General features: G+C 60.8%; 18 protein-coding genes. 10 read left to right on the top strand and 8 right to left on the bottom strand.

Annotation, left to right across the window (positions count from 1 at the left end; all coding sequences use genetic code 11):
• Positions 1-204: 204 nt before the first annotated feature.
• From AC0NIH_RS20135 to AC0NIH_RS20120, 4 genes are all read right to left on the bottom strand, one after another.
• Positions 205-1,044 carry a hypothetical protein gene (locus AC0NIH_RS20135; RefSeq protein WP_473467476.1) on the bottom strand — a complete coding sequence of 280 codons (840 nt, stop codon included), beginning with the start codon at positions 1,042-1,044 and terminating at the stop codon, positions 205-207.
• The gene (locus tag AC0NIH_RS20130) at positions 1,041-1,433 is read right to left on the bottom strand and encodes a phage holin family protein (protein WP_023767847.1); all 393 of its coding nucleotides are present in this window, start codon (positions 1,431-1,433) and stop codon (positions 1,041-1,043) included. The genes AC0NIH_RS20135 and AC0NIH_RS20130 overlap by 4 nt, the downstream gene beginning before the upstream one ends.
• Positions 1,430-2,038, bottom strand: a complete 609-nt coding sequence (locus tag AC0NIH_RS20125) for a hypothetical protein (RefSeq protein ID WP_473467473.1) — start codon at positions 2,036-2,038, stop codon at positions 1,430-1,432. Before AC0NIH_RS20125 ends, AC0NIH_RS20130 begins: the two co-directional genes overlap by 4 nt.
• Positions 2,039-2,706: 668 nt before the next feature.
• Complete coding sequence (locus AC0NIH_RS20120; protein WP_474025028.1) at positions 2,707-2,955, bottom strand: hypothetical protein; 249 nt, start codon at positions 2,953-2,955, stop codon at positions 2,707-2,709.
• A gap of 411 nt (positions 2,956-3,366) precedes the next feature.
• On the opposite strand from AC0NIH_RS20120, the gene AC0NIH_RS20115 reads away from it, so the two are divergent.
• A complete protein-coding gene (locus AC0NIH_RS20115; protein ID WP_474025027.1) occupies positions 3,367-4,752 on the top strand; it encodes a M20/M25/M40 family metallo-hydrolase in 1,386 nt (461 codons plus the stop codon).
• Positions 4,753-4,777: 25 nt separating this feature from the next.
• Here AC0NIH_RS20115 and AC0NIH_RS20110 read toward each other — a convergent pair whose 3' ends face one another.
• Positions 4,778-5,695 carry a glycoside hydrolase family protein gene (locus tag AC0NIH_RS20110; RefSeq protein ID WP_286437946.1) on the bottom strand — a complete coding sequence of 306 codons (918 nt, stop codon included), beginning with the start codon at positions 5,693-5,695 and terminating at the stop codon, positions 4,778-4,780.
• Positions 5,696-6,055: 360 nt separating this feature from the next.
• On the opposite strand from AC0NIH_RS20110, the gene AC0NIH_RS20105 reads away from it, so the two are divergent.
• Genes AC0NIH_RS20105 through AC0NIH_RS20095 form a run of 3 tightly spaced genes read left to right on the top strand, consistent with a single transcriptional unit; the run spans position 6,056 to position 8,931 of the window.
• Positions 6,056-7,228 carry a glycosyltransferase family protein gene (locus AC0NIH_RS20105; protein ID WP_473467469.1) on the top strand — a complete coding sequence of 391 codons (1,173 nt, stop codon included), beginning with the start codon at positions 6,056-6,058 and terminating at the stop codon, positions 7,226-7,228.
• 2 nt (positions 7,229-7,230) lie between these two features.
• Positions 7,231-8,376 (top strand): UDP-galactopyranose mutase, encoded by a 1,146-nt coding sequence (gene glf, locus AC0NIH_RS20100; RefSeq protein WP_224687863.1) that lies wholly within the window; start codon positions 7,231-7,233, stop codon positions 8,374-8,376.
• 33 nt (positions 8,377-8,409) lie between these two features.
• On the top strand, positions 8,410-8,931 hold the full coding sequence (locus tag AC0NIH_RS20095) for a ferritin-like domain-containing protein (protein WP_031250463.1): 522 nt from the start codon (positions 8,410-8,412) through the stop codon (positions 8,929-8,931).
• A 52-nt stretch (positions 8,932-8,983) separates the two neighbouring features.
• Here the strand turns inward: AC0NIH_RS20095 and AC0NIH_RS20090 are convergent, their stop codons facing one another.
• Positions 8,984-10,153 (bottom strand): beta-glucosidase, encoded by a 1,170-nt coding sequence (locus AC0NIH_RS20090; protein WP_224687861.1) that lies wholly within the window; start codon positions 10,151-10,153, stop codon positions 8,984-8,986.
• Positions 10,154-10,450: 297 nt separating this feature from the next.
• Here AC0NIH_RS20090 and AC0NIH_RS20085 point away from each other — a divergent pair, with 297 nt between their 5' ends.
• The 5 genes from AC0NIH_RS20085 to cyoD all read left to right on the top strand — a co-directional run bounded on the left by AC0NIH_RS20085 (position 10,451) and on the right by cyoD (position 15,641).
• Positions 10,451-11,320 (top strand): MBL fold metallo-hydrolase, encoded by an 870-nt coding sequence (locus AC0NIH_RS20085; protein ID WP_224687940.1) that lies wholly within the window; start codon positions 10,451-10,453, stop codon positions 11,318-11,320.
• 202 nt (positions 11,321-11,522) lie between these two features.
• A complete protein-coding gene (gene cyoA / locus AC0NIH_RS20080) occupies positions 11,523-12,548 on the top strand; it encodes a ubiquinol oxidase subunit II (RefSeq protein WP_473467467.1) in 1,026 nt (341 codons plus the stop codon).
• A 2-nt stretch (positions 12,549-12,550) separates the two neighbouring features.
• A complete protein-coding gene (cyoB, locus tag AC0NIH_RS20075) occupies positions 12,551-14,551 on the top strand; it encodes a cytochrome o ubiquinol oxidase subunit I (protein ID WP_473467544.1) in 2,001 nt (666 codons plus the stop codon).
• Positions 14,548-15,234, top strand: a complete 687-nt coding sequence (locus tag AC0NIH_RS20070; protein WP_473467465.1) for a cytochrome (ubi)quinol oxidase subunit III — start codon at positions 14,548-14,550, stop codon at positions 15,232-15,234. Before cyoB ends, AC0NIH_RS20070 begins: the two co-directional genes overlap by 4 nt.
• Positions 15,231-15,641: a cytochrome o ubiquinol oxidase subunit IV gene (gene cyoD / locus AC0NIH_RS20065; protein WP_473467463.1), complete on the top strand. Its 411-nt coding sequence runs from the start codon at positions 15,231-15,233 to the stop codon at positions 15,639-15,641. The genes AC0NIH_RS20070 and cyoD overlap by 4 nt, the downstream gene beginning before the upstream one ends.
• Positions 15,642-15,717: 76 nt before the next feature.
• On the opposite strand, the gene AC0NIH_RS20060 is transcribed toward cyoD, so the two are convergent.
• Together AC0NIH_RS20060 and AC0NIH_RS20055 are read right to left on the bottom strand one after the other, a co-directional pair.
• On the bottom strand, positions 15,718-17,709 hold the full coding sequence (locus tag AC0NIH_RS20060) for an AI-2E family transporter (protein ID WP_224687857.1): 1,992 nt from the start codon (positions 17,707-17,709) through the stop codon (positions 15,718-15,720).
• 219 nt (positions 17,710-17,928) lie between these two features.
• On the bottom strand, positions 17,929-21,150 hold the full coding sequence (locus AC0NIH_RS20055) for a DEAD/DEAH box helicase (protein WP_473467461.1): 3,222 nt from the start codon (positions 21,148-21,150) through the stop codon (positions 17,929-17,931).
• A gap of 535 nt (positions 21,151-21,685) precedes the next feature.
• On the opposite strand from AC0NIH_RS20055, the gene AC0NIH_RS20050 reads away from it, so the two are divergent.
• The gene (locus tag AC0NIH_RS20050; RefSeq protein ID WP_473467458.1) at positions 21,686-22,420 is read left to right on the top strand and encodes a Crp/Fnr family transcriptional regulator; all 735 of its coding nucleotides are present in this window, start codon (positions 21,686-21,688) and stop codon (positions 22,418-22,420) included.
• Position 22,421: the final 1 nt, after the last annotated feature.

Below are 22,421 nucleotides of genomic sequence, written 5' to 3'. Positions count from 1 at the left end.
TCATGGCCTCGTCGCCGGCGAACACGCCGCTGATCGACTGCGCCGTGGCGGTCAGAGCGCAACTAGGATGTCTTGCCCGCCGAGGCTTCGACGTCCGAAAGCTTCTCGCGCACGGACGCGTCCTTCTTGTCGGCCGCAGACCAGACGAGAAAGCGAGTGACGCCGGCGGTCTTGGCCACGACCCCATCGAAAAGCTGCCGTCGTCTAGGATTCTTCCTCCGAAAGGCGCGAAGTCCGCTCGCGCACGGACTGCTCCGTCGCGTCGGCCGCAGACTTGACGATCCCGCCGAGTTGGTCGGCCAATGTGCCTGCGTCCTTGTCCTGCCGGCCAGCTTCGTGCTTGACCGTTTCATAGCCGTCGGCGGCAACCTGTTTGGCCTGCTCAAGGCCCTGGTTGAGCATGTCCTGAGAAGTGTTGCGAAGCTGTTCGCGATAGCCGCCCAGTTGCTCATCCTCGATTGCGGTGTGGGGTAGCATGGCACCTATCGCGGCGCCGATCGCGAGACCGACCGCCGCGACCGCCAAGGGCTGGTCATTCAGTAGCTCCTGAGCCGAGCGGCCGGCCTTCGCAGCCATGTCGCCAGTCGCCGATCCTGCACTCGCCGCGTTGCTCGTCAGCCCCTCGGCGGCGATCGATGCCGCGCTCGATAAGGTGTCGCCGACGCTACTTGCAGCCGAGGAGAGCGACGTGGCGGCGTCGGCGAGCGTACTGCCCGACGCTCCACCATCCGCATCGTCACGACGGCCGGGCGCCATAGCCGCCGCGTAACCGGCCGGGCGTCGGCCGCCGGTTGAAGGACCGCTGCCCAGCATGAGCCAAGCCAGGCCCGCACCTACCATCGTCACGGGCAAGGGATTGTCCCTGACCTGCGTTCTCAGGTTGTCGAGCATGGCCGAACTCTCTCCGCCTGAGAAGATGCCGGTGAATTCGTCCAGCAATTGTCCCGGTGTCATTTTGCCTCGGATGGATTCGGCCGTTTCCACTACCCTGGCGCGCGCGGCCTCCGCCTCGCGTTCAAATTCGGCTGCGGATTTCTCGTTCATCTCACTTGTTCCTTGATCACATTCGCGTCGCGCCTGAGCTGTTCCTGGGTTCGGTCGGGAGTAAGTTCGGAAGGCGCCATGCTTGCCATTCCGGTCCGCAGCAGGATGATGCCAAGAATTGCCACGACCACACCGACCAACAGGGAGGACCACCCGGCGCCCAGCCCTGCCCGTGTCAGAGCGATGACGAGTGCCTGCAGCAGCACCAGTAGGGCGGCGAGCAGGCAGATCGCGCCGCCCAGCACCTCGGCGGCGCCCGATCCCGCTTTGGTAAGCTTTTCGGACAGCTCTGCCCGCAAAAGTCGGGCTTCGGTTTGCACCAGCGTGGTGGCGTGCTGGGCCAGGTCGGTTACCAGGGTCGCGAGGCTGGGATTGTCTTGCGTGTTCATCTGTCTTGCTCCGCATGCTGCGTGGCGACATCATCGCCGATACGGTCGAATCCCCACGAGCCGTCAGCCCGTTCAGCCGGTTGAGCAGTGTGCGAGTTGGCGTCTTCCGAAGCATTCTGAGATGCTTGACGGCTTGCCGGTGGAGAAGCCTTGATGAACCGGCCGAGCGCCAGTCCGGCCAGCACCGATCCAGCAAGGAGGACACCGGGATTTTGTCGGCCAAAAGACTGCATGTCCTCAAGCACCTGTCCGAACGGCTTTTGTTTCAGTGACGAGGAAAGCCGCTCCAGGCCACCGGCGGCGTCCAGCGCAAATTTCGATGCGGTCCTTTCGTCGTTGTTGGCCAGGTGATCGCTGGCCGCGCGCAGTGCGCCGCCCAGTGCCGCCAGGCTCGATCCGACGTCGCGCTGCGCCTCCTCCGCCTTGTCGGAAATGACCTGCGTGGCTTCTGTTGCGTACTCGCCAGCCTTGCTGGTCAGTTCGTCGCGAGCATCGTGAAGCAACTCGTTCGCGCGTTCTTTTTCCTGACGAAGCCTGTCGGAGACATCACGTTTCGCCTGGTCGAAATCAGAGGGTTTACGGCCCTGGCCGTCATCACTTTGCATGGTCACCACCTAGCGAAAACCGAGGAAAGAGAGGACAGCAAGCACGACAACGACAAGGCCGATAAGATAGATAACACTGTTCATGGCACGTTCCTCCTTGGCTGCCCAACTTCGAGAAACGTTGGATGTTCCATGAACGAAAGGTTTTGCGATCGAGCCGTGGTGCGTTGCTTTGTCAGCAAAACATGTCAGGAATGGCCTGCCCGGCCCTGGCGTGTTCGATGCCATTGTTCGACATTCGACAGGGATGCAACGATATGCCGGGCTGGGGTAATCAGCGCCGTCGCCGGGCGCCAAACCAGCAGCGCGACCTCTGCCGCTATCCCTGTTTCAACAGCCTAACGCGCCGGAGAGCCTGGCTGTTGCCTTCTGTCGGCAGGAAGAGGGACCACATTATCTTGCCCTGCCCCAGCGTCTCCGACCGGATTTGGTCCGGCCTGCTCAAAGCCGGCGCCATTATATGATTGCAGGTCTGCGACGCCAGCTGCCTTCAAGGCGGCGCGCACCTGAAACAGCCGGATGAGTTCCGGTCGCAACCCGTCGCTTCTCCGGGCGGCGATCGCATGCAGTGACATGAAATTGTACATCTAACTGGCCTTCCACCTGCAAAGCTGGGCGATCAGCTCCTTCGTCCAGCGACCGCCTTCGCTCGTCTTGCGGCCTCGAAATCAATGGATACGGATACGGCTATGTTGCCGCTGCCATCGCGAACCCGCACCGCCCAACCGTTCCGAGCGGCCGCGATGCCGAACAGCGCACTGGACCATCATCTGCCGAGCGACCAGCGCGGCTTCAGCGAGCGGCAGTTGCCGGTCGGACAAGACAGTGGTGGTGGCGATCTTTTGGCCGCCTTCGCCGAGAAACTCGACCACGATATTCTCCGGCCCGATATGTACGGCTGTATCGAGCACCTGCATCTTCGCCTCATCGTTTGCGTGTGATCAAAACAAAAGCTGCCCCGGGTCCGAAAGTTCCTCCGAGCAGGAATGTTTCCGCGGGGGATTTTCCTGGAACACACCGAACCGTGCTTGAGAGATGGCGCTTGCCCAAGCTACTGTTCACCGCGCCAACCCGAATGTCAGGACGATAATGATCCAAAGGTTTCCCGTGACGCTGTCCAGCCACGCGCGGCGCTGGGCCGTTGAACTCACCGAACAGAAAAGCGTCACCGGGACGGACGGCGAGGCCGCTTTCGGCCCGTGGTTGGCGGGCGAACTGCGACGGGAGACAGCATTCCGGAACGCCGAGGTGTGGACGATCCAGAGATCGGACCTCGGGACGGCCGTCACTGCGTGGCGATGCTGCTTCGCGGCACAGGACGCTCAACGGTGCTTTTGACAGGTCACTACGACACCGTTGGAACCAGCGACTATAGGCACTTGGAGCATCTGGCCACTCGGCCAGAGGCCCTGACACGAGCACTTCGCGATTCCCTCGTCGCAGCCGAGGCTCCAGCCGCCAGATTGGCCCATCGCGATCTCGCGGGCGGCGATTTCCTGGCCGGACGTGGCCTTCTCGACATGAAGGCCGGCCTTGCGGCGGGCCTATCCGTATGCGCCGACTTCGCCGGAGAGGCGAAGCCGTCTGGAAACCTGCTTTTTATCGCCGTGCCGGACGAGGAGAACAATTCCGCCGGTGCCCGCAAGGCGGCACGGATGCTGCCCGAAATCTGCGAAGAGCGCGACCTCGATCTGATCGCGGCAATCAATCTCGACGCGATCGCTGATGACGGCGACGGCAGCAAGGGGCGCGTGATCGCCCTGGGAACAGTGGGCAAGCTGCTTCCCACCGCCTTTGTCGTTGGCGTTCCCACACATAGCGGTTTTCCCCTGAATGGCCTCAACGCGGCGGCCATCGCCGCCGCAATCGCTGCTCGGCTGGAATGGGCGCCCGAACTCACCGAAGAGGGTGGATCGGCACCAGGCACGCCGCCCAGCCTGCTTGGGATACGGGACGGAAAGACCGGATACGATGTCACCACGCCGCGGGTGGCCTATGCCAGCTTCAATGTGCTGAGCTATCGCCGGACACCCACTGAGATGCTCGACCGGTTCGACAAATTATGCGCCGAAGCGGCCTCGCGCCTTCTCCAGGAACTGCAGAGCCGCGTCAGTGCAACGACAGGCCAGGTCGACACGGCAAGGTCTGTTCCGGTCCACCGGTACGAGACTTTGATAGAGCGTCTGGGCCAGCCGGAGCGGGCGCAACTCGAAGCTGTTGCCGCCTCGATTGCTGCCGGCGATCTCGCGCTGCCTGAGAAATGCCGATTGATAACGGAGCAGGCTTGGGAACTCAGCCGGTTGACGGGGCCGGCCATCGTTACAGGCTTCGGGTCAATCCCTTATCTGCCGACGAACCTTTCCGAACTGCCGGCCGCCGCCCGGTTGCGAGCCGCCGCCGTCACCGTCGCCGCCGAGGCGATGGCGCGCCACGGCAGCGCGGTCGGTTGCACGGACTATTTCGCCGGCATCTCCGACATGAGCTTCCTTGGCGAAGCCGAGGAATCCTCTCTCGACATCGTTGCCCGCAACACGCCGGCCTGGAAGGACAGCGTGCGATGGCCACCGCGGCGAGCCCTGGCCAACATTCCGACGATCAATATCGGTCCCTGGGGACGAGACTATCACACGCCGCTCGAGCGACTGCATGTCGGGTATGCGTTCGAGGTCCTGCCACAGCTCGTTCGCGACATTTGCCGCAAGCTCCTTGGATAGGACGCGGCGTGCAGAATGGCAGTGATCATGCAACCTTTGAAAACAGAGCGACGTCGCATCTGGCCAAGCCGTAACGCCACCGGTGATCGGTTGCGGCAACCCGGCTCTGGTAGAACAGTGAAAGCTGGCTGCCTTCGATCATCACCGTCGAGTGACCATTCTCTCCCGGCTGCCCCGGTTCGAGCACCGGGCCGATGGAGACGTAGGGTCCGCTGACCTCGTCCGCGATGGCAAAAAACACCCGTTGCCGGTTCCCCCGAAGGCCATTCGGAAGAAAGCAAGTTGCGTTGAGCAGCACTCGGCCATCCGGCAACTCGACCAATTGTGCGCCTTCTATGCCCCATTCGTAATCTGGATCCTCTCTCGTATTGTGATGAGGAACATCGTTGTGGTCGAGGATCTTGCCGATCCGCTTCCAGGGACCGAACCAGGAATCGGACTGGCTGCGCGCCAGATAGATGTCGGGCTGAGGCACCCTGGTGAATTTCGGCATGGCCGAATAGGCGAGGTAGCGCTTGCCGCCAATGACCGCTGGATGCGGATCGTAGATACCATCCTCCTCCGTGTCCGGGATGGCAAGGATGGCCGGGCTGAGAACCACCCAATGGAACCCGTCGTTGGAAACCGCGTGCTCGCAACGGCCACCAGACTTCATGAACTCGGTCTGAATAAACATGTGGAACACCCCGCTTTCGTGGATCACACCGGGAGCCGCGACACCAGTGCCGTTGATCGGAAGTTCGATCGGCTCATGCTCGGTCCACGGGCCATAGAGGTCGGGCGCCGTGGCATGCAGGATTCTCCACGTCTCGGTGGTGACCGTGCCGCTTGAACCGAAGACGTGCCACACACTGCCATCGAAGACAGGGCACGGGTCCTTGAGATCATCCACGCTTTGCGGATGGAACAGCGGGAAAACGTTGGTTTCAAAATCGATCTTCATGTCAGCCCCGGAATTCGCCCTAGCACTCGGACCCGCGCAGCGATGCAGGCGAATCAATTTGATGTCTCGCGCACTTTATAACCAACGAGTTCAGCGCAAATGCGGCAATGCCGCTCTCCACCGCATTCCTCTGGTCGACCGCGCTTTCAATGGCAAGCAAGCGCCGACAGCCATTCCCGACGCGGCAGTTTGAGCTTCGCGCTCGTCGACCAACGGATGGGCTGAGCCTCTCCATTTCACCTTGGAACAACTCACCCGATCGAAAGTTAGAAGCTTGAATCGAAGTTTAGTTCTCCTTCACCCGCGATTAACAAATGTTAGTCGTAAAATAAATTAGCGTCTATAAAAAGGAATATGTCAATGGAAGCAGCCTTGGGCAGGGTGGCCAGAAGTAAATACCCCCGTCGCGAAAATCTATTGGTTTGCTTCTCACACCTTCGATGGAATTTTGTTCATCAACGCCCACAGCATATTCTCACTCTCGCGTCCAAGCAGCAGCAAGTGGTCTACTTTGAAGAACCTGTTTTCGAAGACCTGACACATCCGCTTATGCGGACGAGCGAGGCGTCGTCAAACATTCTGATTGTGACACCGGTGCTCCCGCTCGGCACGTCGCCCACGAAAGCAGATGCCGTCCAGCGGAGATTTGTTCAGCAGGCAATCGCTGCCATGCCGCATAGTCGCTTGATCGCTTGGTACTACACCCCCATGGCTCTTCGCTTCACGGAGTATCTCGACGCAGACATATGCGTCTATGACTGCATGGACGAACTCTCCGCGTTCAAGAATGCTCCGCCAGAACTGGGGCAGATGGAAAAGGCCCTTCTGCGCCGCGCCGATCTCGTCTTCACCGGCGGCCTGAGCCTGTTCGAGACCAAGCGCCGCTTGCATCATGAGATCTACCCCTTCCCCAGCAGCATCGATGTGCAGCACTTCCACAGGGCGAGGAAGCCGGGAAAGGACCCAGCCGATCAGGCCGACATTCCCCACCCGAGGGTGGGATATTTCGGCGTCATCGACGAGAGACTGGACGTTCGTCTCGTGGTGCTGGCGGCAAAGACCATGCCCGACGTCCATTTCGTGATGCTCGGCCCCGTGGTCAAGATTGATCCTTCAAGCCTGCCGCAAGCCGAAAATCTGCACTGGTTGGGTGCGAAGCCCTATTGCGAGCTACCCGACTATTTGCGCCATTGGGATGCCGGGTGGATGCCGTTTGCGCTCAACGAAGCGACCCGTTTCATCAGCCCGACCAAGACGCCGGAGTTCCTGGCTGCGGGCCTGCCGGTCGTCTCGACGGCAATCGTGGATGTGGTGCGCAGCTACGGTGCCGCCGGCCTGGTGGAAATCGCCGACGGTGACGATCTGGAAATCAAGCTGCGCTCCGTTCTTTCGCGACCGCATCAAACCCTCTGGCCGCGAGTCGACGCCTATCTCGCGAACATCTCCTGGGAGAAAACATGGAATGCCATGGCAGCTCACATTGAGCGTGCCCATCAAGGCAAGAAGGTCGTCCCCCTTCGCAGGAGCGCATAGCCATGTTCGACTGGCTGATCGTCGGCGCAGGGTTTGCCGGCAGCGTGCTTGCCGAAAGGATAGCTTCGCAACGTCATGAGAGCGTGCTCGTGGTCGACCGCCGCGGCCATATCGGCGGCAACGCCTATGATTGCTACAATGAAGCCGGCATCCTCATCCATCGCTACGGGCCGCATATCTTCCACACCAACAGCCAAGCGATCGTGGAGTACCTGTCGCAGTTCACCGAATGGCGGCCGTACGAGCATAGGGTGCTGGCGGCGGTGGACGGGAAACTGGTTCCCATCCCGATCAATCTCGACACGATCAACCGCCTTTATGGGCTCAACCTAACCTCGACGCAGCTGGAAGATTTCTTTGCGTCACGACGCGAGACGGTAGAGGACGTTCGCACGGCCGAGGACGTCGTCGTCAGCACCGTGGGACGAGAGCTCTATGAGAAGTTCTTCCGTGGCTACACAAGGAAGCAATGGGGCGTCGATCCCAGTCAATTGAGCAAATCGGTGACAGCACGAGTGCCGACCCGAACCAATCGCGACGATCGCTATTTCAACGACAGCTTCCAAAAAATGCCTGCTGGCGGGTACACACGGATGTTCGAACGCATGCTCGATCATCCGAATATCAAGATCCTGCTCCAGACCGATTTCCGCGAAATTCGTGAGAAGATACCATTCAGGCGCCTGGTTTATACCGGCCCGATCGATGAATATTTCGGCTGGCAGCTTGGGCACCTTCCCTATCGCTCGCTTCGTTTCGAGCACGTTACGCTGGACCGCGAACAGTTTCAGCCGGTCGCCGTCGTCAATTATCCCCAGACGGAAGATTACACACGCATCACGGAATACAAACATCTTACCGGCCAGCAGAGCTCGCGGACCAGCCTGACCTACGAATATCCCACCGACATCGGGGATCCATACTATCCGGTGCCGCGGGCCGAAAACGAAGCGCTCTACAAGCGCTATGAAGCGCTCTCCGCAACCTGTCCCGACGTGTGGTTTGTCGGTCGCCTGGCAACATACCGCTATTACAACATGGACCAGGTGGTCGGGCAGGCCTTGGCTACTTTCTCCCGCATCCAGAAGAGCGTCCCGGGTCCGCCATTGGCGGAGTTGGCGGTAAGCTCCCCCGCATACAGGACCTAAGCTCGGGGGCGCAAAATCAAAAGGAGAACTACGATGGACACAAACTTCGATTCAGAAAGCCGTGAGATATTCGTTGTTGGTTTGCGCAACGCCCACGCCATGGAAAACCAGGCGCTATCGATAATGAAACCCCAAGTCGAGCGTATCGAGAATTATCCAGAGGTGGCCGATCGTTTGCGTCGGCACATTCAGGAAACCGAAGGCCAGATCACGCGACTTGAGGCCGTCCTGGACGGTCTCGACGAGGAGCACTCCACTCTCAAGGATACGGCGTTGTCGATGGTTGGCAGCATGGCTGCCATGGGGCATTCCATGGCCGGCGACGAGATCATCAAGAACAGCCTGGCGAATTTCGCATTCGAAAACTACGAGATCGCCGCTTACAATTCGCTGTTGGTGCTGGCCGAGGCCGGTGGTTTTCAGGACGCCGAAAGGGTTCTCAAGCAGAATCTGAGCGAAGAGGAAGCCATGGCCAATTGGCTGAAGGAAAACCTGAGCGACGTCACCTTGCGCTATGCCAAGTTGCGCGAGGCCGGGGAAACCGCAAAGAGCTGATCCATAGGGGCGCGGGCGTTCATGACAGACGCCCTGCCCCGGACCACACCCGTCAGCCCGTCCGTTCCGCGGTGAACAGATTTCGCTGACGGACCAGTTCGTCCGCGATGGGCTGACGGAGGCGTCGCATGCCATCCGCTTGAATGACAGAAAACAGCCCTACCTCCGCATGTCGCGAATTGTCCCAGCCGGGGTAGGCTGTTATCGGGTACAGGCAAATGCCCTCGATCGGCGCTTCCGAACTCATGGCGGCGCGCACCTCGTCGCAGACATAGTGGAGCCAAGCCGGCCCGCCGGATCCCTCGGAACCGGTCTCGGCGATGAACATCGGCTTACCGTACCGACGAGCGACTTCGAGCAACATTTCCGACAAAGCGCGGTACTCATGATGTCCCATCGGTATCGTCGGCCCGTTCAGGTACCATTGATTGTGCGGGTAAAAATTCAGGCCCACGACATCGACAACATCTTCGCTCCCACCCAACTCGGGTTCGACGCGGCCCAGCAACATGTCGTAAGCTTCGAACTGCCCCTGACGGGCGTTTTCGGCCCGACGCCGTTCGCCGCGGGTTCCGTCGCGAGGAGCGATATGGATAAGCGGCTCGGCCCAGACAAATCTGCAGGCGGGGTCGATCTCGCGCATTGCACGCACGCCCGCGATGGCAGCCTTCACGAGATGCCGCTTGAACCATCCCCGTTTTTCCGGCCCCACGCGCGGGAAGTAACCGACCTCGACAGCCCATGCGAAAAAGGAGATCTCGTTGATCGGGCAAAACAGAGGCGATGTTCCGGCGATCGTACGGTGCACTCTCACGGCTTCCGCCGCGAACGAGGCATAGGCATCGATGAAATCCAGCGATCCCTGGTCGACATGGTCTGGAGATCCGTAGTGGAAGATGTCCCAGATGACCTGGACACCTGCCGACCGGGCGGCCTCGACCATCGGTGCCCAACTTGACCAGTCATAGGTCCCGGGAGCGGTTTCGATCAAATGCCACCGCAGCCCGTCGCGAATGGTGCGAAGGCCGAGTTCGGCGCAGCCGCGGTAGTCGCCTAGGGCATGCAAATTATGCGAGGTCGCGCGGATAAGGTCGAGGCGAACGCCGTCCTTGCGTCGGTGCGAGGAGCACTCAAAGCCCGCCATGAAAAAACTGGCGAACCGCGAAACTTCCGTATCCGAAGCCTCCGCCTGGTGCTCGTGCCTGCGTCCCATATCGCTCATTCGAAGTCTCCTTCGGCCATTCGGCTTCAACCGCCTTGCTCGGACCGGGACCGCGTGGCGAAATACTGCGCATCCAACTGGGCGCGTTCTTCGTTGCTCAGTCCGGCATACCCTCATCCCCTCGCCCTTGCCTGACCGGGTAATGCCGAACCGATTGGTCAAGGCTTTGTTCCTGTGGTGATGCCGGGAGCTGGGTTGCGAATGAGGAACAAGCAGGCCCGCGCCAAGTTCGGGCGATGTACACGGCCGCCGATCAACCCGAGCGGCTGCTCGGCAACAACAGAGGCACGGGATCACATGACCGTTCAGATTCAACTTTCCGAGATCGACCACGCCAGACGCGAGGATCGTGGCGATGGCGCTTGGAGCATCGCACCGGATTTGGGCTATTTGCGGCTGGCAATCGTCAACGTCGTGTTCTTCGGCGCGCCAGGCGGCGGTGATCGGAACTGGGTGCTGATCGACACGGGGTTGCCGACGTCACGCAGCAGCATTCTCGCGGTCGCGGAAAAGCGGTTTGGCACGAACACACGGCCAGCCGCAATTATCCTGACCCACGGCCATTTCGACCATGTGGGGCCGGTTCTGGACCTTGCCAACAAGTGGGACGTGCCTGTCTTCGCGCACCCGCTTGAGCGTCCTCACTTGGACGGGACAACATCCTATCCGCCGCCGGATCCGTGGGTCGGGGGTGGACTGATGGCCCTGCTTTCACCGCTTTTTCCACGCGGGCCGATCGATCTTGGCAGCCGTTTGGAGATCTTGCCGGGCGACGGATCGATCCCCGGAATGCCCGGATGGCAATGGCTGCATACACCCGGGCACGCTCCTGGGCACATCTCGCTCTGGCGCGAGGAAGACGGCTCGCTGATCGTGGGGGACGCGTTCATCACCACCGGCCAGGAGTCCGTCTATGAGGTTGCAGTCCAGGATCTCGAGATGCATGGCCCGCCGCGCTACTTCACGCCGGACTGGGAAGCGGCAGAAAGATCCGTTAAGCAACTGGCTGCGCTAAAGCCGCGGATGGTCATCAGTGGACACGGCGCGGCTGCTGCGGGAGCGGGCATGCGTCAAGCTCTCGACAGCCTGGCGGAGCGGTTCAGGGAGTTCGCCGTCCCGCCCAAACTGAAATTCGTGCGCGAGCCAGCGACGGTCCCAAATAGTTGAGTTCGGTCTGTACGAACGGCAGTAGTCCGCGGCTGCTCCGATAATCCGCGGGGCGAAATCGACGGGATCCAGAACCCCACACTGCGACCGCGACCGACAACGATGCGCAGGCGCGTCGGGAACAAACCAAGGCGGCGCCAGTTAGGACGTCCGTTCGCGGCGGCGAAGTGCATCGAAGTTCTGCGTCAAGGTTAGCCTTCAGATGGAAAACGCGATGAACGCGTGCCCTTATGACGCGTCCTCTCCAGGGTTCAAGGCGAAGCCGGTGTTGTTGCCATCCAGCGCCAAGTTGGCGAACGCACTGCTCTGGATCCCGGCAATCGCAGTCTTGCCCGGTTGCGCGGGCGGTGTGCTCGACGCGCAAGGGCCCATTGGCTGGGGCAACCGCACGATCCTGTTGAACTCGCTGGCGGTGATGCTGGTGATCGTTGTTCCGACGGTTGTTGCGCTCCTAGCCTTCGCATGGAAATTCCGCGCCTCGAACAGCAACGCCCGCTATGATCCGGAGTTCACCTATTCGGGGCGCATCGAGTTGATCGTCTGGTCGATCCCGACGCTCACCATCCTCTTTCTTGGCGGGCTGATCTACTACGGATCGTACCAGCTCGATCCGCGCAAACCGATCCCTTCCGCGCAGCCACCGCTCGACATTGAAGTGGTGGCGCTCGACTGGAAATGGCTGTTTCTCTATCCCGAGCAGGGTGTGGGCGCGGTCAACCAACTGGTCATCCCGGCCGGCGTTCCGGTGCGTTTCAAGCTGACCTCAGGCAGCGTGATGAACACGTTCTTCGTGCCCCAGCTTGGCAGCATGATTTACGTTATGAACGGCATGCAGACCGAATTGCATCTGCAGGCCGACCGCGAAGGCAGCTATTTCGGTCAGTCGGCGCACTTCAGCGGCGACGGCTTCTCGGATATGAACTTCAAGGTGAGCGCGGTTTCAGCTGATGCCTTTGCCCGCTGGGCCTCGTCGCTGCGCGGCGGCGGCGGCGTGCTCAACGCCAATGCGTATCGCGAGCTCGCCCGGCAAAGCACAAACGTGCCGCCGGCCGCGTTCGGCCATGTGCAGCCTGGGCTGTTCGACGCAGTTGTTCAGCAGACACTGCCGCCCGGTCCGGGACCTTCTGAAAGCGCGTCCAGCGGCGAGCCACAGGTGAGGCCAAAGGCAAGCCCCGCGGCGGCGGCGCCACCGATGGCGCATAGTCCACAGGCAGAAGGGGCAGAATGACGATGCTGGGCAAGCTCGATTGGTCGGCCATTCCTTTTGATCAACCCATCCCGCTCGGTGCAGCGCTCGGCGTCTTTCTGGCAGCAGCCGCCGTGCTTGGCTGGATTACGGTGAAGGGCTATTGGCCCTATTTGTGGAGCGAGTGGATAACCTCTGTCGACCACAAGCGCATCGGCGTGATGTACATTGTGCTGGCGATGCTCATGCTTCTGCGTGGCTTCGTCGATGCCATCATGATGCGCACACAACAGATGCTGGCGATCCACGGACCGGGCTACCTGCCGCCGGAGCATTACGACCAGATCTTTTCCGCACACGGCACGATCATGATCTTCTTCGCGGCGATGCCTTTCATGGTCGGCCTGATGAATTTCGCTGTACCGCTGCAGCTTGGCATACGCGATGTCGCTTTTCCGACGCTCAATTCCGTCAGCTTCTGGTTGACGGCTTCCGGAGCCCTGCTGGTCAACATCTCGCTTGTCGTCGGCGAATTCGCGCGCACCGGCTGTCTGCCCTATGCTCCGTTGTCGGAAATCACCTACTCACCGGGTGTCGGTGTCGATTACTATCTGTGGTCGATCCAGATCTCCGGTGTCGGAACGCTGCTTACCGGCGTCAACCTGGTGACGACTATCCTCAAGATGCGCGCGCCCGGAATGGGTTATCTGCGAATGCCGATGTTCTGCTGGACCTCGCTCGCATCCAACCTGCTCATTGTCGCGGCCTTCCCGATCCTCACCGCCACGCTGGCGATGCTGACGCTGGACCGCTATCTCGGCTTCCATTTCTTTACCAATGAAGCCGGCGGAAATCAGATGATGTTCGTCAACCTGATCTGGGCCTGGGGCCATCCCGAAGTATACATTCTGGTGCTTCCCGCCTTCGGCATCTATTCCGAGATCTTCTCGACTTTCTCGTCAAAGCCGCTGTTCGGATACCGTTCGATGGTTGCGGCCACGATGTTCATCTGCATCGTATCCTTCATGGTTTGGCTGCACCATTTCTTCACCATGGGCGCCGGAGCGGACGTCAATGCAGCCTTCGGTATTGCCACGTCGGTCATCGCCGTCGGCACCGGCGTGAAGATCTACAACTGGCTCTTCACCATGTATGGCGGGCGCGTTCGCTTCGACACGCCGATGCTTTGGGCGCTCGCTTTCGTGACCACCTTTACTGTCGGGGGCATGACTGGCGTTCTGCTTGCCGTCCCGCCGGCCGACTTCGTGCTGCACAATTCACTTTTCCTCGTCGCACATTTCCACAACGTCATCATTTCGGGCGTGTTGTTCGGCGCGTTCGCCGGCTTCACCTACTGGTTTCCCAAGGCGTTCGGCTTCCGCTTGCACGAAGGCTGGGGAAAGGCGGCATTTTGGGTCACCTTGGCCGGCTACATGCTGGTCTTCGTACCACTCTATATCGTCGGTCTGCTCGGCATGACGCGGCGCCTGCAACATATCGACATGGATCTTTGGGCGCCATGGCTGGTGGTGGCCGCATTCGGCGTGCTGGTGATGATCGCCGGCGCCGCACTGCAGATCGCACAGCTTCTCGTCTCGATCCGGCATCGCGACGAACTCCGCGATCAGACCGGCGACCCGTGGGATGGGCGTTCGCTGGAATGGTCGACATCGTCGCCTCCCCCCGTCTTCAACTATGCGCGGCTGCCTCACGTCGAGGACGAAGAGCCCTACTGGCGCATCAAGCAACGAGGGATCGAGCAGAACGCAGCCGAGGAAAAGGAATACGAGCCTATCGAGATGCCGCGCAACAGCCCGACAGGCTTCGTCACCGCCTTCTTCAGCACGCTGATCGGTTTCGCGCTGATCTGGCACATATGGTGGCTAGCGATCGTCGGCTTCATCGGCGCCTACATCACCTTCGTCGTCTTCGCCTGGCGCGATCATGGGGACTACGAGATCGCCGCTGACGAGGTCGCGCGCATCGACCATGACCGCGAGGCCGCGCAGTCGGCCTGGCTGCGGCGCTGGGAGCGGCCGGTATGAGCAATCACGCATTCTCCAGCGTCATCACCGCCGGCACCCGGACACGCGACCCCTACCGGCTTGATCGCGCCGATCGGCATGGCGCGCGATCCGCGACAGGCCACGGAGAGGGTGGCCCAGCCTCCAAGTTCGTCACCGTGGCCTACGGGTTTTGGATCTTTCTCCTGTCGGACATCATCATATTCTCAGCCTTCTTCGCCGCCTATGCCGTCCTCGCCAAGGCGACCGCCGGCGGACCCACCGGCAAGGAATTGTTCGAGCCCACCCGCGTTGCCGTGCAGACGGGTCTCCTGCTCACGTCGAGCTTCACCGGTGGCCTGGCAACGCTCGCGACCCACCGCAGATCGATGGCTGCCACGCAGTTTTGGCTTCTCGTCACCGGGTTGCTCGGGGCAGCCTTCCTGTTCCTGGAGGTGCAGGAGTTCGCGGCAATGATCGGCGAGCAGGCAGGCCCCTCGCGCAGCGCATTTCTTTCAGCCTTCTTCGCGCTCGTAGGCTGCCACGGGACCCACGTCGGACTTGGCCTTCTCTGGCTAGGCACAATGATGGCGCAGCTGTGGGTAAAGGGCTTTCGGCCGGACACTTTGCGACAGCTCCATTGCTTCGGCCTTTTCTGGCACGCACTCGACATCATCTGGGTTGCCATCTTCACCCTGGTCTATCTGCTGGGAGTATCGCCATGACCGAGACTGAGAGCAGGCCCGGCGAAGTACAGGACCGCCGCGATTCAGCACCGGGCGAGGAACGCATCACAGAGCACGAAATGGCTGGGGGGCTTTTTGGCTACCTGCTCGGCTTCGGCCTCGCCATCCTGCTGACGATTGCCTCATTCATGGCGGCGCTAACGAACCTGATATACCAGCCGGCGGTGATCTCGGCCCTGGTGGTGCTCGCGGTCGCGCAGATGGGTGTGCATCTCGTCTTCTTTCTGCACCTGACCACCGGACCGGACAACACCAACAACATCCTGGCCCTCGCCTTCGGCGTGCTGATCGTGGCGCTAGTGGTTCTGGGCTCGGTCTGGATCATGGCCCACCTGAATGAGAACATGGCTGCCATGACGGCCCATCAAGCCGGAACGATGCCTTGAGCGAGCAGCACCCCCGCGCGAGCACCGGAGCTCATCTACCGGGATTCAACAGGCCAAACGAGCGCTCTCTTCCAGCTCATTTGGCCGACACAAGGGTCTCTTTCCTGCGCGCCGGTGACTTGCGGCGAACGCGCCGCTTGACAACGGTGCTCAGCGCAACCGGCGGATCTCTCGATAGCGCCCCTGTCACCGCGCTCACCATGTCGAGCGCGACGAAGTCCGCATTGATGGCGTTGGCTAATTTACCGGTCGTCTCTCCATGGTTCTCGCCGTTTCCTCCCCAGAACACAACGCCCACCCGTATCGCTGGATTGATGCGTTTTAGGCGCCGCACCATAAACCGCGCATGTTTGACGGAGTTGCGGTTCAAGAACCCGATCACGACAGTGTTCAGCCCATCCAGCTGCAGCCGGCGAATGCTAGCCGGAAGCAGCTCTGCAAAACTGGCCTTTGACGTGACCGCGCCTTGGGTCAGCAACACCTGCCCTAGCATCGCTGCCGCCGCGTCGTCGAGTTCGCCGCGTCCGCCGGCACAAACTACGGCCAGGCCGGTACCGTCCGGGAGATCGATGTCCTGTCCCGCTTCCGCATCGATTGCCTTCTCCTTGTCCGAACCAGACGCATCACCGGCGGCGAGATCGTCCTCCTCCGCTTCCTCCTGAGCGCTGTCGTCAAGATTCGCCACCAATATCTGGGCGCTGGCAGCCAGCTGCCGCAGTTGGTGATCATCCATCACGCCCCTGACGCGGTCTTGTTCTCCGAGCAGCAGGGCGGGAACCGCGACCTTGCCGTAGAACTCGAACAGATATTGTTCCTCTAGAATTTCCTCGGCGTGGTCCGTGGCTTCATCTGGATCGCCGGCCAGCAGCCGCTGATACAGCCGGGCATGTGGCTCGAGCACCGGTTCGTTGCCAAACAGAACGTCAAGGAACTCGAACTGCGCCACATGCCTGCCCAGTACAACGAGACAGACCGTGAGCGGAGTAGACAAAACCAGGCCAAGAGGTCCCCACAGCCACGTCCAGAAAATCGCGGCGACAATGACGGCCAAGGGAGAGAGCCCTGTGCGGGATCCGTAGAGCCAGGGTTCGATGATGTTGCCAGTGATAATTTCCATGATCACGAACAGCGCGGCTGTCCATAGTACGAGCGACCATCCGGGAGCCACGGCCAGAGCAAGGAACAAGGGCAGCAGTGCACCGATGATAGGACCAATATAGGGAACGAAGCGCAGCGCTAATGCCAGCAACCCCCACAGGAGTGCATTGGGGATACCAAGGACCCATAACCCGATCGAGATGGGAACGGCATACAAGATGTTCACGACCAGTTGCATGAGCAGATAGCGGCCGAGCCGCTTGCCGGCGTCCTGTAGCGCTTCGGTGGTTCTGTGAAGGTCGCCGTAGCCGACCAACCTTATGAACCGATCGCGAAGATCCTCGCGCTCAAGTAGCATGAAAATAACGACGACGATTATGAGGCCCGCCGACGCCAGCGGACTGACAAGCGGGGCGATCAGTTTTTGCAGGATCTCGAGCGGCCTTTCGCGCGATACGATCTCAACGGGTACCGGCTCGCGTTGAGGCTGGCTGGCCGCTGGCTGCGAGGGCTCCTGCTTGTTGATCTCCTGGCCGACGCGCTCGATCACCCCGCTCAACCTAGCGATGATGCCGCCGCCGACGCCGGTTTCTTTAAGGGACCTGACCTTGGTCAGGATATTCGCTTGGTAAAGCGAAACATTCTGTGCCAGCTCGCCGACTTGCGTAACGACGACGAAGGAGAACAGGGCGAGCGCCGCGAAGGTGCCAAGCACGCTGGAGATGACGGCCGCAAGGCGGGGAATGCCGATCCGTCTGAGCGCGGAAACCACCGGCGCAAGCGCGAAGGTCAGCAGAAGCGCGATGGCGATGGGAAGGAACACCTCGCGACCGAAATACAAGGCGGCAACGACTGTCACGACAGTCGCCACCGTGGGCAAAGCAGTGCGCGGGTGTGCCGTGATACCTGTGTTGATGTCCCTCAACAGAGGAACAGAGGGTTGCGCGCCGTTTAGCCGACTTGTCGCCATCCAATTCTCCTGCCCAACTTCGCATGATCAGACATATTCAGGCGGAGCGCAACTTGTGCTGCCAGCTCGAGGGGAGTCCCGCTGGAGCCGGTAATCCGAGCAAATGCCCCATGCGCGGCTCCGTCGCAAGGCGCCTTGGATCCGGCCGAATTCCCACGCACGCCGCAACAGTTGCGGGGGTGATATTGCGCGCTCGACAGTCGCTGCAGATTCAATCAATCATGTCACTCGACTGGCGGCGCGCATGGCGTCAAGTGCCATGCGAACTGCTGCGGTGTCTGACACGCGGGACTGGGTCGGCCTGAAAATCAAGCGGCCGTTTCGGTATTCCAATCCCTTTCTATTGCCCGATTCGGACGCCACCGGCTTGTTGCGCAAGGTGATCGCGATGGCTTCAGGACCCACATCGACTTTGGCCACACCCAGTTCCGACGCTGCTATTCGCAACCTGGTAAGCTCCAGCAAAACGGCTACTTCGCCGGGCATGTCTCCAAAGCGGTCCTCGAGCTCTTCGCTGAACGCGTCGAGGTCCGACTCCGAACGCATACGAGAGAGCCGCGCATAGAGGCCAACACGCACCGTCGGCTCGTTGACATAGGTCTCGGGAAAAGCCCCTCTTTCCAGGCCAGCGATGTCGGCAAGTTGCCTGTCAGGGCCGGGTCTTCTTCCAGCCGCCGAAACCGCCCGCTTCAGCAGATGCGCATAGAGGCCCGCACCGATCAGCTTCATATGTCCAGCCTGATCTTCGCCGAAGAGATCTCCGGCCCCGCGCAGGTCAAGGTCCCTTTGACTGATCGCCAGGCCGGAGCCAAGCCGATCGAGCGCAAGCATCGTCGAAAGTCGGGCCTTGGTGCTGTCGGCCAGTTCAACGCCAGGCTCGGTCAGAAGAAACGCAATGGCCTGCACCGCTCCTCTACCGACCCGGCCGCGAAGCTGGTGTAACTGTGCCAGACCGAACCGATCCGCTCGCCACACGATGATTGTGTTAACCCGTGGAACATCGAGCCCGCTTTCGATGATGTCGGTGCTCAACAAGATGTCGCCATCGCCGTCGGCGAAACCGACCATGATTTCGTCCAGCTGTCTCCCTTTCATTTCGCCATGCGCCGTCTTGACCTCGAGTTCCGGCGCCAGTCTGTTTAGCTGGTCGCGGACCTTGGCAATCTCCTCGATGCGCGGGAGCACGAAGAAGCTCTGTCCACCCCTTTGAAATTCACGCAAAAGGGCCGCGCGCACCGATGCCGGATCGAACGCCGCCAAGATCGTGCGGACGGGGCGCCGTTTGGCGGGCGGAGAGTTTAGCACGCTGACATCCTGGATACCCGACAACGCCGATTGCAGCGTCCGGGGTATCGGCGTGGCGCTCATGCTCAGCGTATGAAGGCAGGGCGCCCTGTTCCGCAGGGCCTGCTTCATCTTGACACCGAAACGGTGCTCCTCGTCGATCACCATCAGTCCGAGATCGGCGAAGGTGACGCTCTTGGACGCCAAGGCTTGGGTGCCCACAACGATCGCAACATGGCCGCTCCGCAGGCCCTCTTTTGCCGCTCTTGCTTGGGCTGCCCCGACCATTCTTGAAAGGTGAGCGACCTTGAGCCCCGTTCCCGCAAAGCGGCGGCTGAACGTCTCGTAATGCTGGCGCGCCAACACAGTTGTCGGCGCTGCGACCGCAACCTGTTTTCCGCAGAGAGCGGCTGCCGCGCAAGCACGCAGGGCAACTTCCGTCTTGCCGAAACCGACGTCGCCGCAGACGAGCCGGTTCATTGTTCTTCCCGACGCAAGATCGTCGAGCACAGCGCGGATCGCGACAGCCTGGTCGGGCGTCTCGGTGTAGGGGAATTTCGCCGCAAAACGGGCCAAGTCCGCGCGGGAGGGCTTCATGATCTCGGCAGACTGGCTGGACCTGACCTTTGCGAGGCCTACCAGGCGCTTGGCCAGCCTATCGATCTCGCGCAACGCAGCTTCGCGTCGCTTGGGCCAGCCCTCGCCGTTGAGGCGATCGAGCGACACTGCCTCCGGTTCCGAGCCGTAGCGCCATATTCGCTCAAACTCATCGACCGGAACCAGCAAGGAAGCGCCGCCATCATATTCCAACCTGACGACGTCCTGTCTTTGGCCGGCCACGTCGACCTGTTCGACGGCCATGAGCAAGCCCAGGCCGTGATCTTCGTGGACGACGACGTCGCCGATGCGCAGCTCGGGTTCGGGCATGCCTGTGGCCGCGCTCCCATTCGCCTTCAAAGCGGGACCAAACAGGTCGGCCGCGGTCACCACCGCTATATCGGATTGCGCGTCGACAAACCCTTCGTCGAGAACGAATTCAGCCTTGAGAAGAGAGCCTCTCGCGGCCGAAAGGATCTGCGGCAAGTCGGCGGCTTTCTCGGCCCGTCGACCTAGCTTCCTATCGAGCAGCCGATCTGCTCGCTGCAACTCGGAGGCATCGCCGGTGAACACCACGCTGGCCCCGGTGCTCGTCTGCCTTTTGACGAATTCCGCGAATTCATGCCCTGGTCGGGCCCGGCGAAAGAATTTGGGAACTGGGGCAGCAGAAACGGCAAGTCTTGTGGAACAGCGGCTACGCACAGCAGCATCCCACTCGTCTCGCGACAGGTAGAAATGCTCAGGCAAAGGTTCTTTCCGTCCGGCAGCTACCTGCCTGGCACGGCCTGCATCCTCGACCAGAGCCAGAACCCTGCCGAGCGGCTGATCGCCGGCCTCCTCAAGGAAGGAGATCGAGGCGCCCGACGCCGCATCGAAGACAGACGGCATATTGCCGTACAAGGCGACTAGGCGTTCTTCCATCGAGGTCGTGCGCATGGCTGCCAACGCGGGGTCGTCCCCGGCTTCAAAAATGAGCTCGGATGCCGGTCCGACGGTAATCGAGTGACGCGTCCGTTCGCTGAGCTGACTGACTGGATCAAAGGTCTTGAGTTCGCGAATGCAGGTGTCCGGGCCGACGACGATGCGAACGGGGCCATCCGCGCCAGCGGGAAAGATATCCACCACATCGCCCCGAAAAGCGATCTCACCCGGTTCATCAACCCTCTCGTCGACAAGATAGCCAATTGCTTGGGATCTAATTCTGAAACCGTCCCGGTCAAACTTTTGTCCCACCTCCAGAACCGCGAAACCGCCAGCAATGACCGGAGCAGGCGGCACCCGTTGCAGGCTGGCTTCGATCGACATTACAGCGATCCGCGGGCGTTCGGGCTCTGTTACGATCTCACGCAACGCGCGAAGTCTCCGCCCCATATTGGCGCGTGTCGGCCACACCCTGTCGTAAGGCAAGCAATCCCAGGACGGCAGGAAGATGATGTCCGCGCGGGGGAGGAACTGACGCAAAGCCCCGACGATCTCCTCGGCGCTGTGTTCCGAGGCAGCTATATGGACGATGTGCTTGTCGGGACTGGCCTCAAGCCCGCCGGCCAGCGCTGCCGCCATTGCCGAAGATGGCGGGACGACGTGCTCTGTCGCGAAGCAGTTATCATCCGTGTGACCGATTTGTCCGACATCCGTCCGCGAAACATGCCTGTTCACTGAAATCTCACCTTGCCCGCAGGAGAACGCCAGCGGAGCCACCCTGTTCCGTGGCACGCATTGAAAGTGTCCCAGGACCGGGCCGCGGTGCGGGCTTGCAATGAGAGACGAGTGGCAAGGTCAAAGCCGAACCACCATGGCGAGTTCCCGAAGCTGCTCACCAGCGGGACAATTTGGGACCGAGCCTATGTCATAGGTTAATGCACTGCTGTCCGGGTCCCTTTATGGCTGCCCTGAAAAGTTGGTGGCTTCGATCATTTCCGGAATCTTCAATCGCGCTCGACGTCGGCAGGATGCTCTACGCGTGAACCACGCCGATCGGTGCCGTCTCCGCCGCCTCGCCGTACCTCACCGCGCGATGCATCGGTCCGGAAACTGGCCTACCGGAACTTTTGGCGCGAATAATAGTTCGATCACCAACATCAGCTAGGTAGTCAGTTTGTCTCCCACCTCATCCTCGGATGTGCTCGTTCGCAAACTTCAGACCATCTCGGATATTCGGGAGGCTGATATCGGCGTCCTAAGAAGCATTCCGATCCAAGAGAAGGATTATTTGGCCAACCACGACCTGGTGCGTGAGGGCGACCGTCCTGTTTACTCGTTTGTCGTGCTGGATGGTTTGGTCGGTTCGACCAAACATACAGGCGAAGGAAAGCGACAGATCACATCCTTCTTTGTGGCCGGCGACATTCCTGATCTGCACGGGCTGCATCTATCGATCATGGATTGTAACTTCTCAACTCTTACGCCGGCCCGAATAGGTTTCATGCGGCACGACACGCTACGCTCCATCTGCGACCAACACCCCCGCATTGCCGCCGCATTTTGGCGATCGACATTGATCGACGCCGCGATTTACAGGGAGTGGGTCACCAATGTGGGAAGGCGGGAAGCATACACCCGCATGGCTCACATTCTGTGCGAACTTATTTTTCGTTTGCGCTCGGTCGGACGAATCCGGGATCACGTGGCGGATATTCCCATCACACAGGCAGCCCTCGGCGATGCACTGGGCTTGTCTACGGTCCACGTCAATCGCATGCTTCAGGAACTACGACGGAGAGGCCTCATTGCCACCTCTGGGTCACAAGTGCATGCCCTGGACTGGGCTGGCCTCACTCATGCAGGAGATTTCGACACGACCTACCTGCATCAAAGGAACCCCGCAGATTAGT

The sequence above is a fragment of the Mesorhizobium sp. WSM1386 genome (assembly GCF_055901595.1).
The sequence above is the reverse complement of the archived record's forward strand: the minus strand, read 5'-3'. Positions and strand labels throughout refer to the sequence as shown.

What these genes read in the sequence shown, in the direction of transcription:
- AC0NIH_RS20135 (WP_473467476.1), bottom strand. Translation starts at nt 1,044, where the DNA reads ATGAACGAGAAATCCGCAGCCGAATTTGAACGCGAGGCGGAGGCCGCG.
- AC0NIH_RS20130 (WP_023767847.1), bottom strand. Translation starts at nt 1,433, where the DNA reads ATGAACACGCAAGACAATCCCAGCCTCGCGACCCTGGTAACCGACCTG.
- AC0NIH_RS20125 (WP_473467473.1), bottom strand. Translation starts at nt 2,038, where the DNA reads ATGCAAAGTGATGACGGCCAGGGCCGTAAACCCTCTGATTTCGACCAG.
- AC0NIH_RS20120 (WP_474025028.1), bottom strand. Translation starts at nt 2,955, where the DNA reads ATGCAGGTGCTCGATACAGCCGTACATATCGGGCCGGAGAATATCGTG.
- AC0NIH_RS20110 (WP_286437946.1), bottom strand. Translation starts at nt 5,695, where the DNA reads ATGAAGATCGATTTTGAAACCAACGTTTTCCCGCTGTTCCATCCGCAA.
- AC0NIH_RS20105 (WP_473467469.1), top strand. Translation starts at nt 6,056, where the DNA reads ATGGAAGCAGCCTTGGGCAGGGTGGCCAGAAGTAAATACCCCCGTCGC.
- glf (WP_224687863.1), top strand. Translation starts at nt 7,231, where the DNA reads ATGTTCGACTGGCTGATCGTCGGCGCAGGGTTTGCCGGCAGCGTGCTT.
- AC0NIH_RS20095 (WP_031250463.1), top strand. Translation starts at nt 8,410, where the DNA reads ATGGACACAAACTTCGATTCAGAAAGCCGTGAGATATTCGTTGTTGGT.
- AC0NIH_RS20090 (WP_224687861.1), bottom strand. Translation starts at nt 10,153, where the DNA reads ATGAGCGATATGGGACGCAGGCACGAGCACCAGGCGGAGGCTTCGGAT.
- AC0NIH_RS20085 (WP_224687940.1), top strand. Translation starts at nt 10,451, where the DNA reads ATGACCGTTCAGATTCAACTTTCCGAGATCGACCACGCCAGACGCGAG.
- cyoA (WP_473467467.1), top strand. Translation starts at nt 11,523, where the DNA reads ATGGAAAACGCGATGAACGCGTGCCCTTATGACGCGTCCTCTCCAGGG.
- cyoB (WP_473467544.1), top strand. Translation starts at nt 12,551, where the DNA reads ATGCTGGGCAAGCTCGATTGGTCGGCCATTCCTTTTGATCAACCCATC.
- AC0NIH_RS20070 (WP_473467465.1), top strand. Translation starts at nt 14,548, where the DNA reads ATGAGCAATCACGCATTCTCCAGCGTCATCACCGCCGGCACCCGGACA.
- cyoD (WP_473467463.1), top strand. Translation starts at nt 15,231, where the DNA reads ATGACCGAGACTGAGAGCAGGCCCGGCGAAGTACAGGACCGCCGCGAT.
- AC0NIH_RS20060 (WP_224687857.1), bottom strand. Translation starts at nt 17,709, where the DNA reads ATGGCGACAAGTCGGCTAAACGGCGCGCAACCCTCTGTTCCTCTGTTG.
- AC0NIH_RS20055 (WP_473467461.1), bottom strand. Translation starts at nt 21,150, where the DNA reads ATGGCGGCAGCGCTGGCCGGCGGGCTTGAGGCCAGTCCCGACAAGCAC.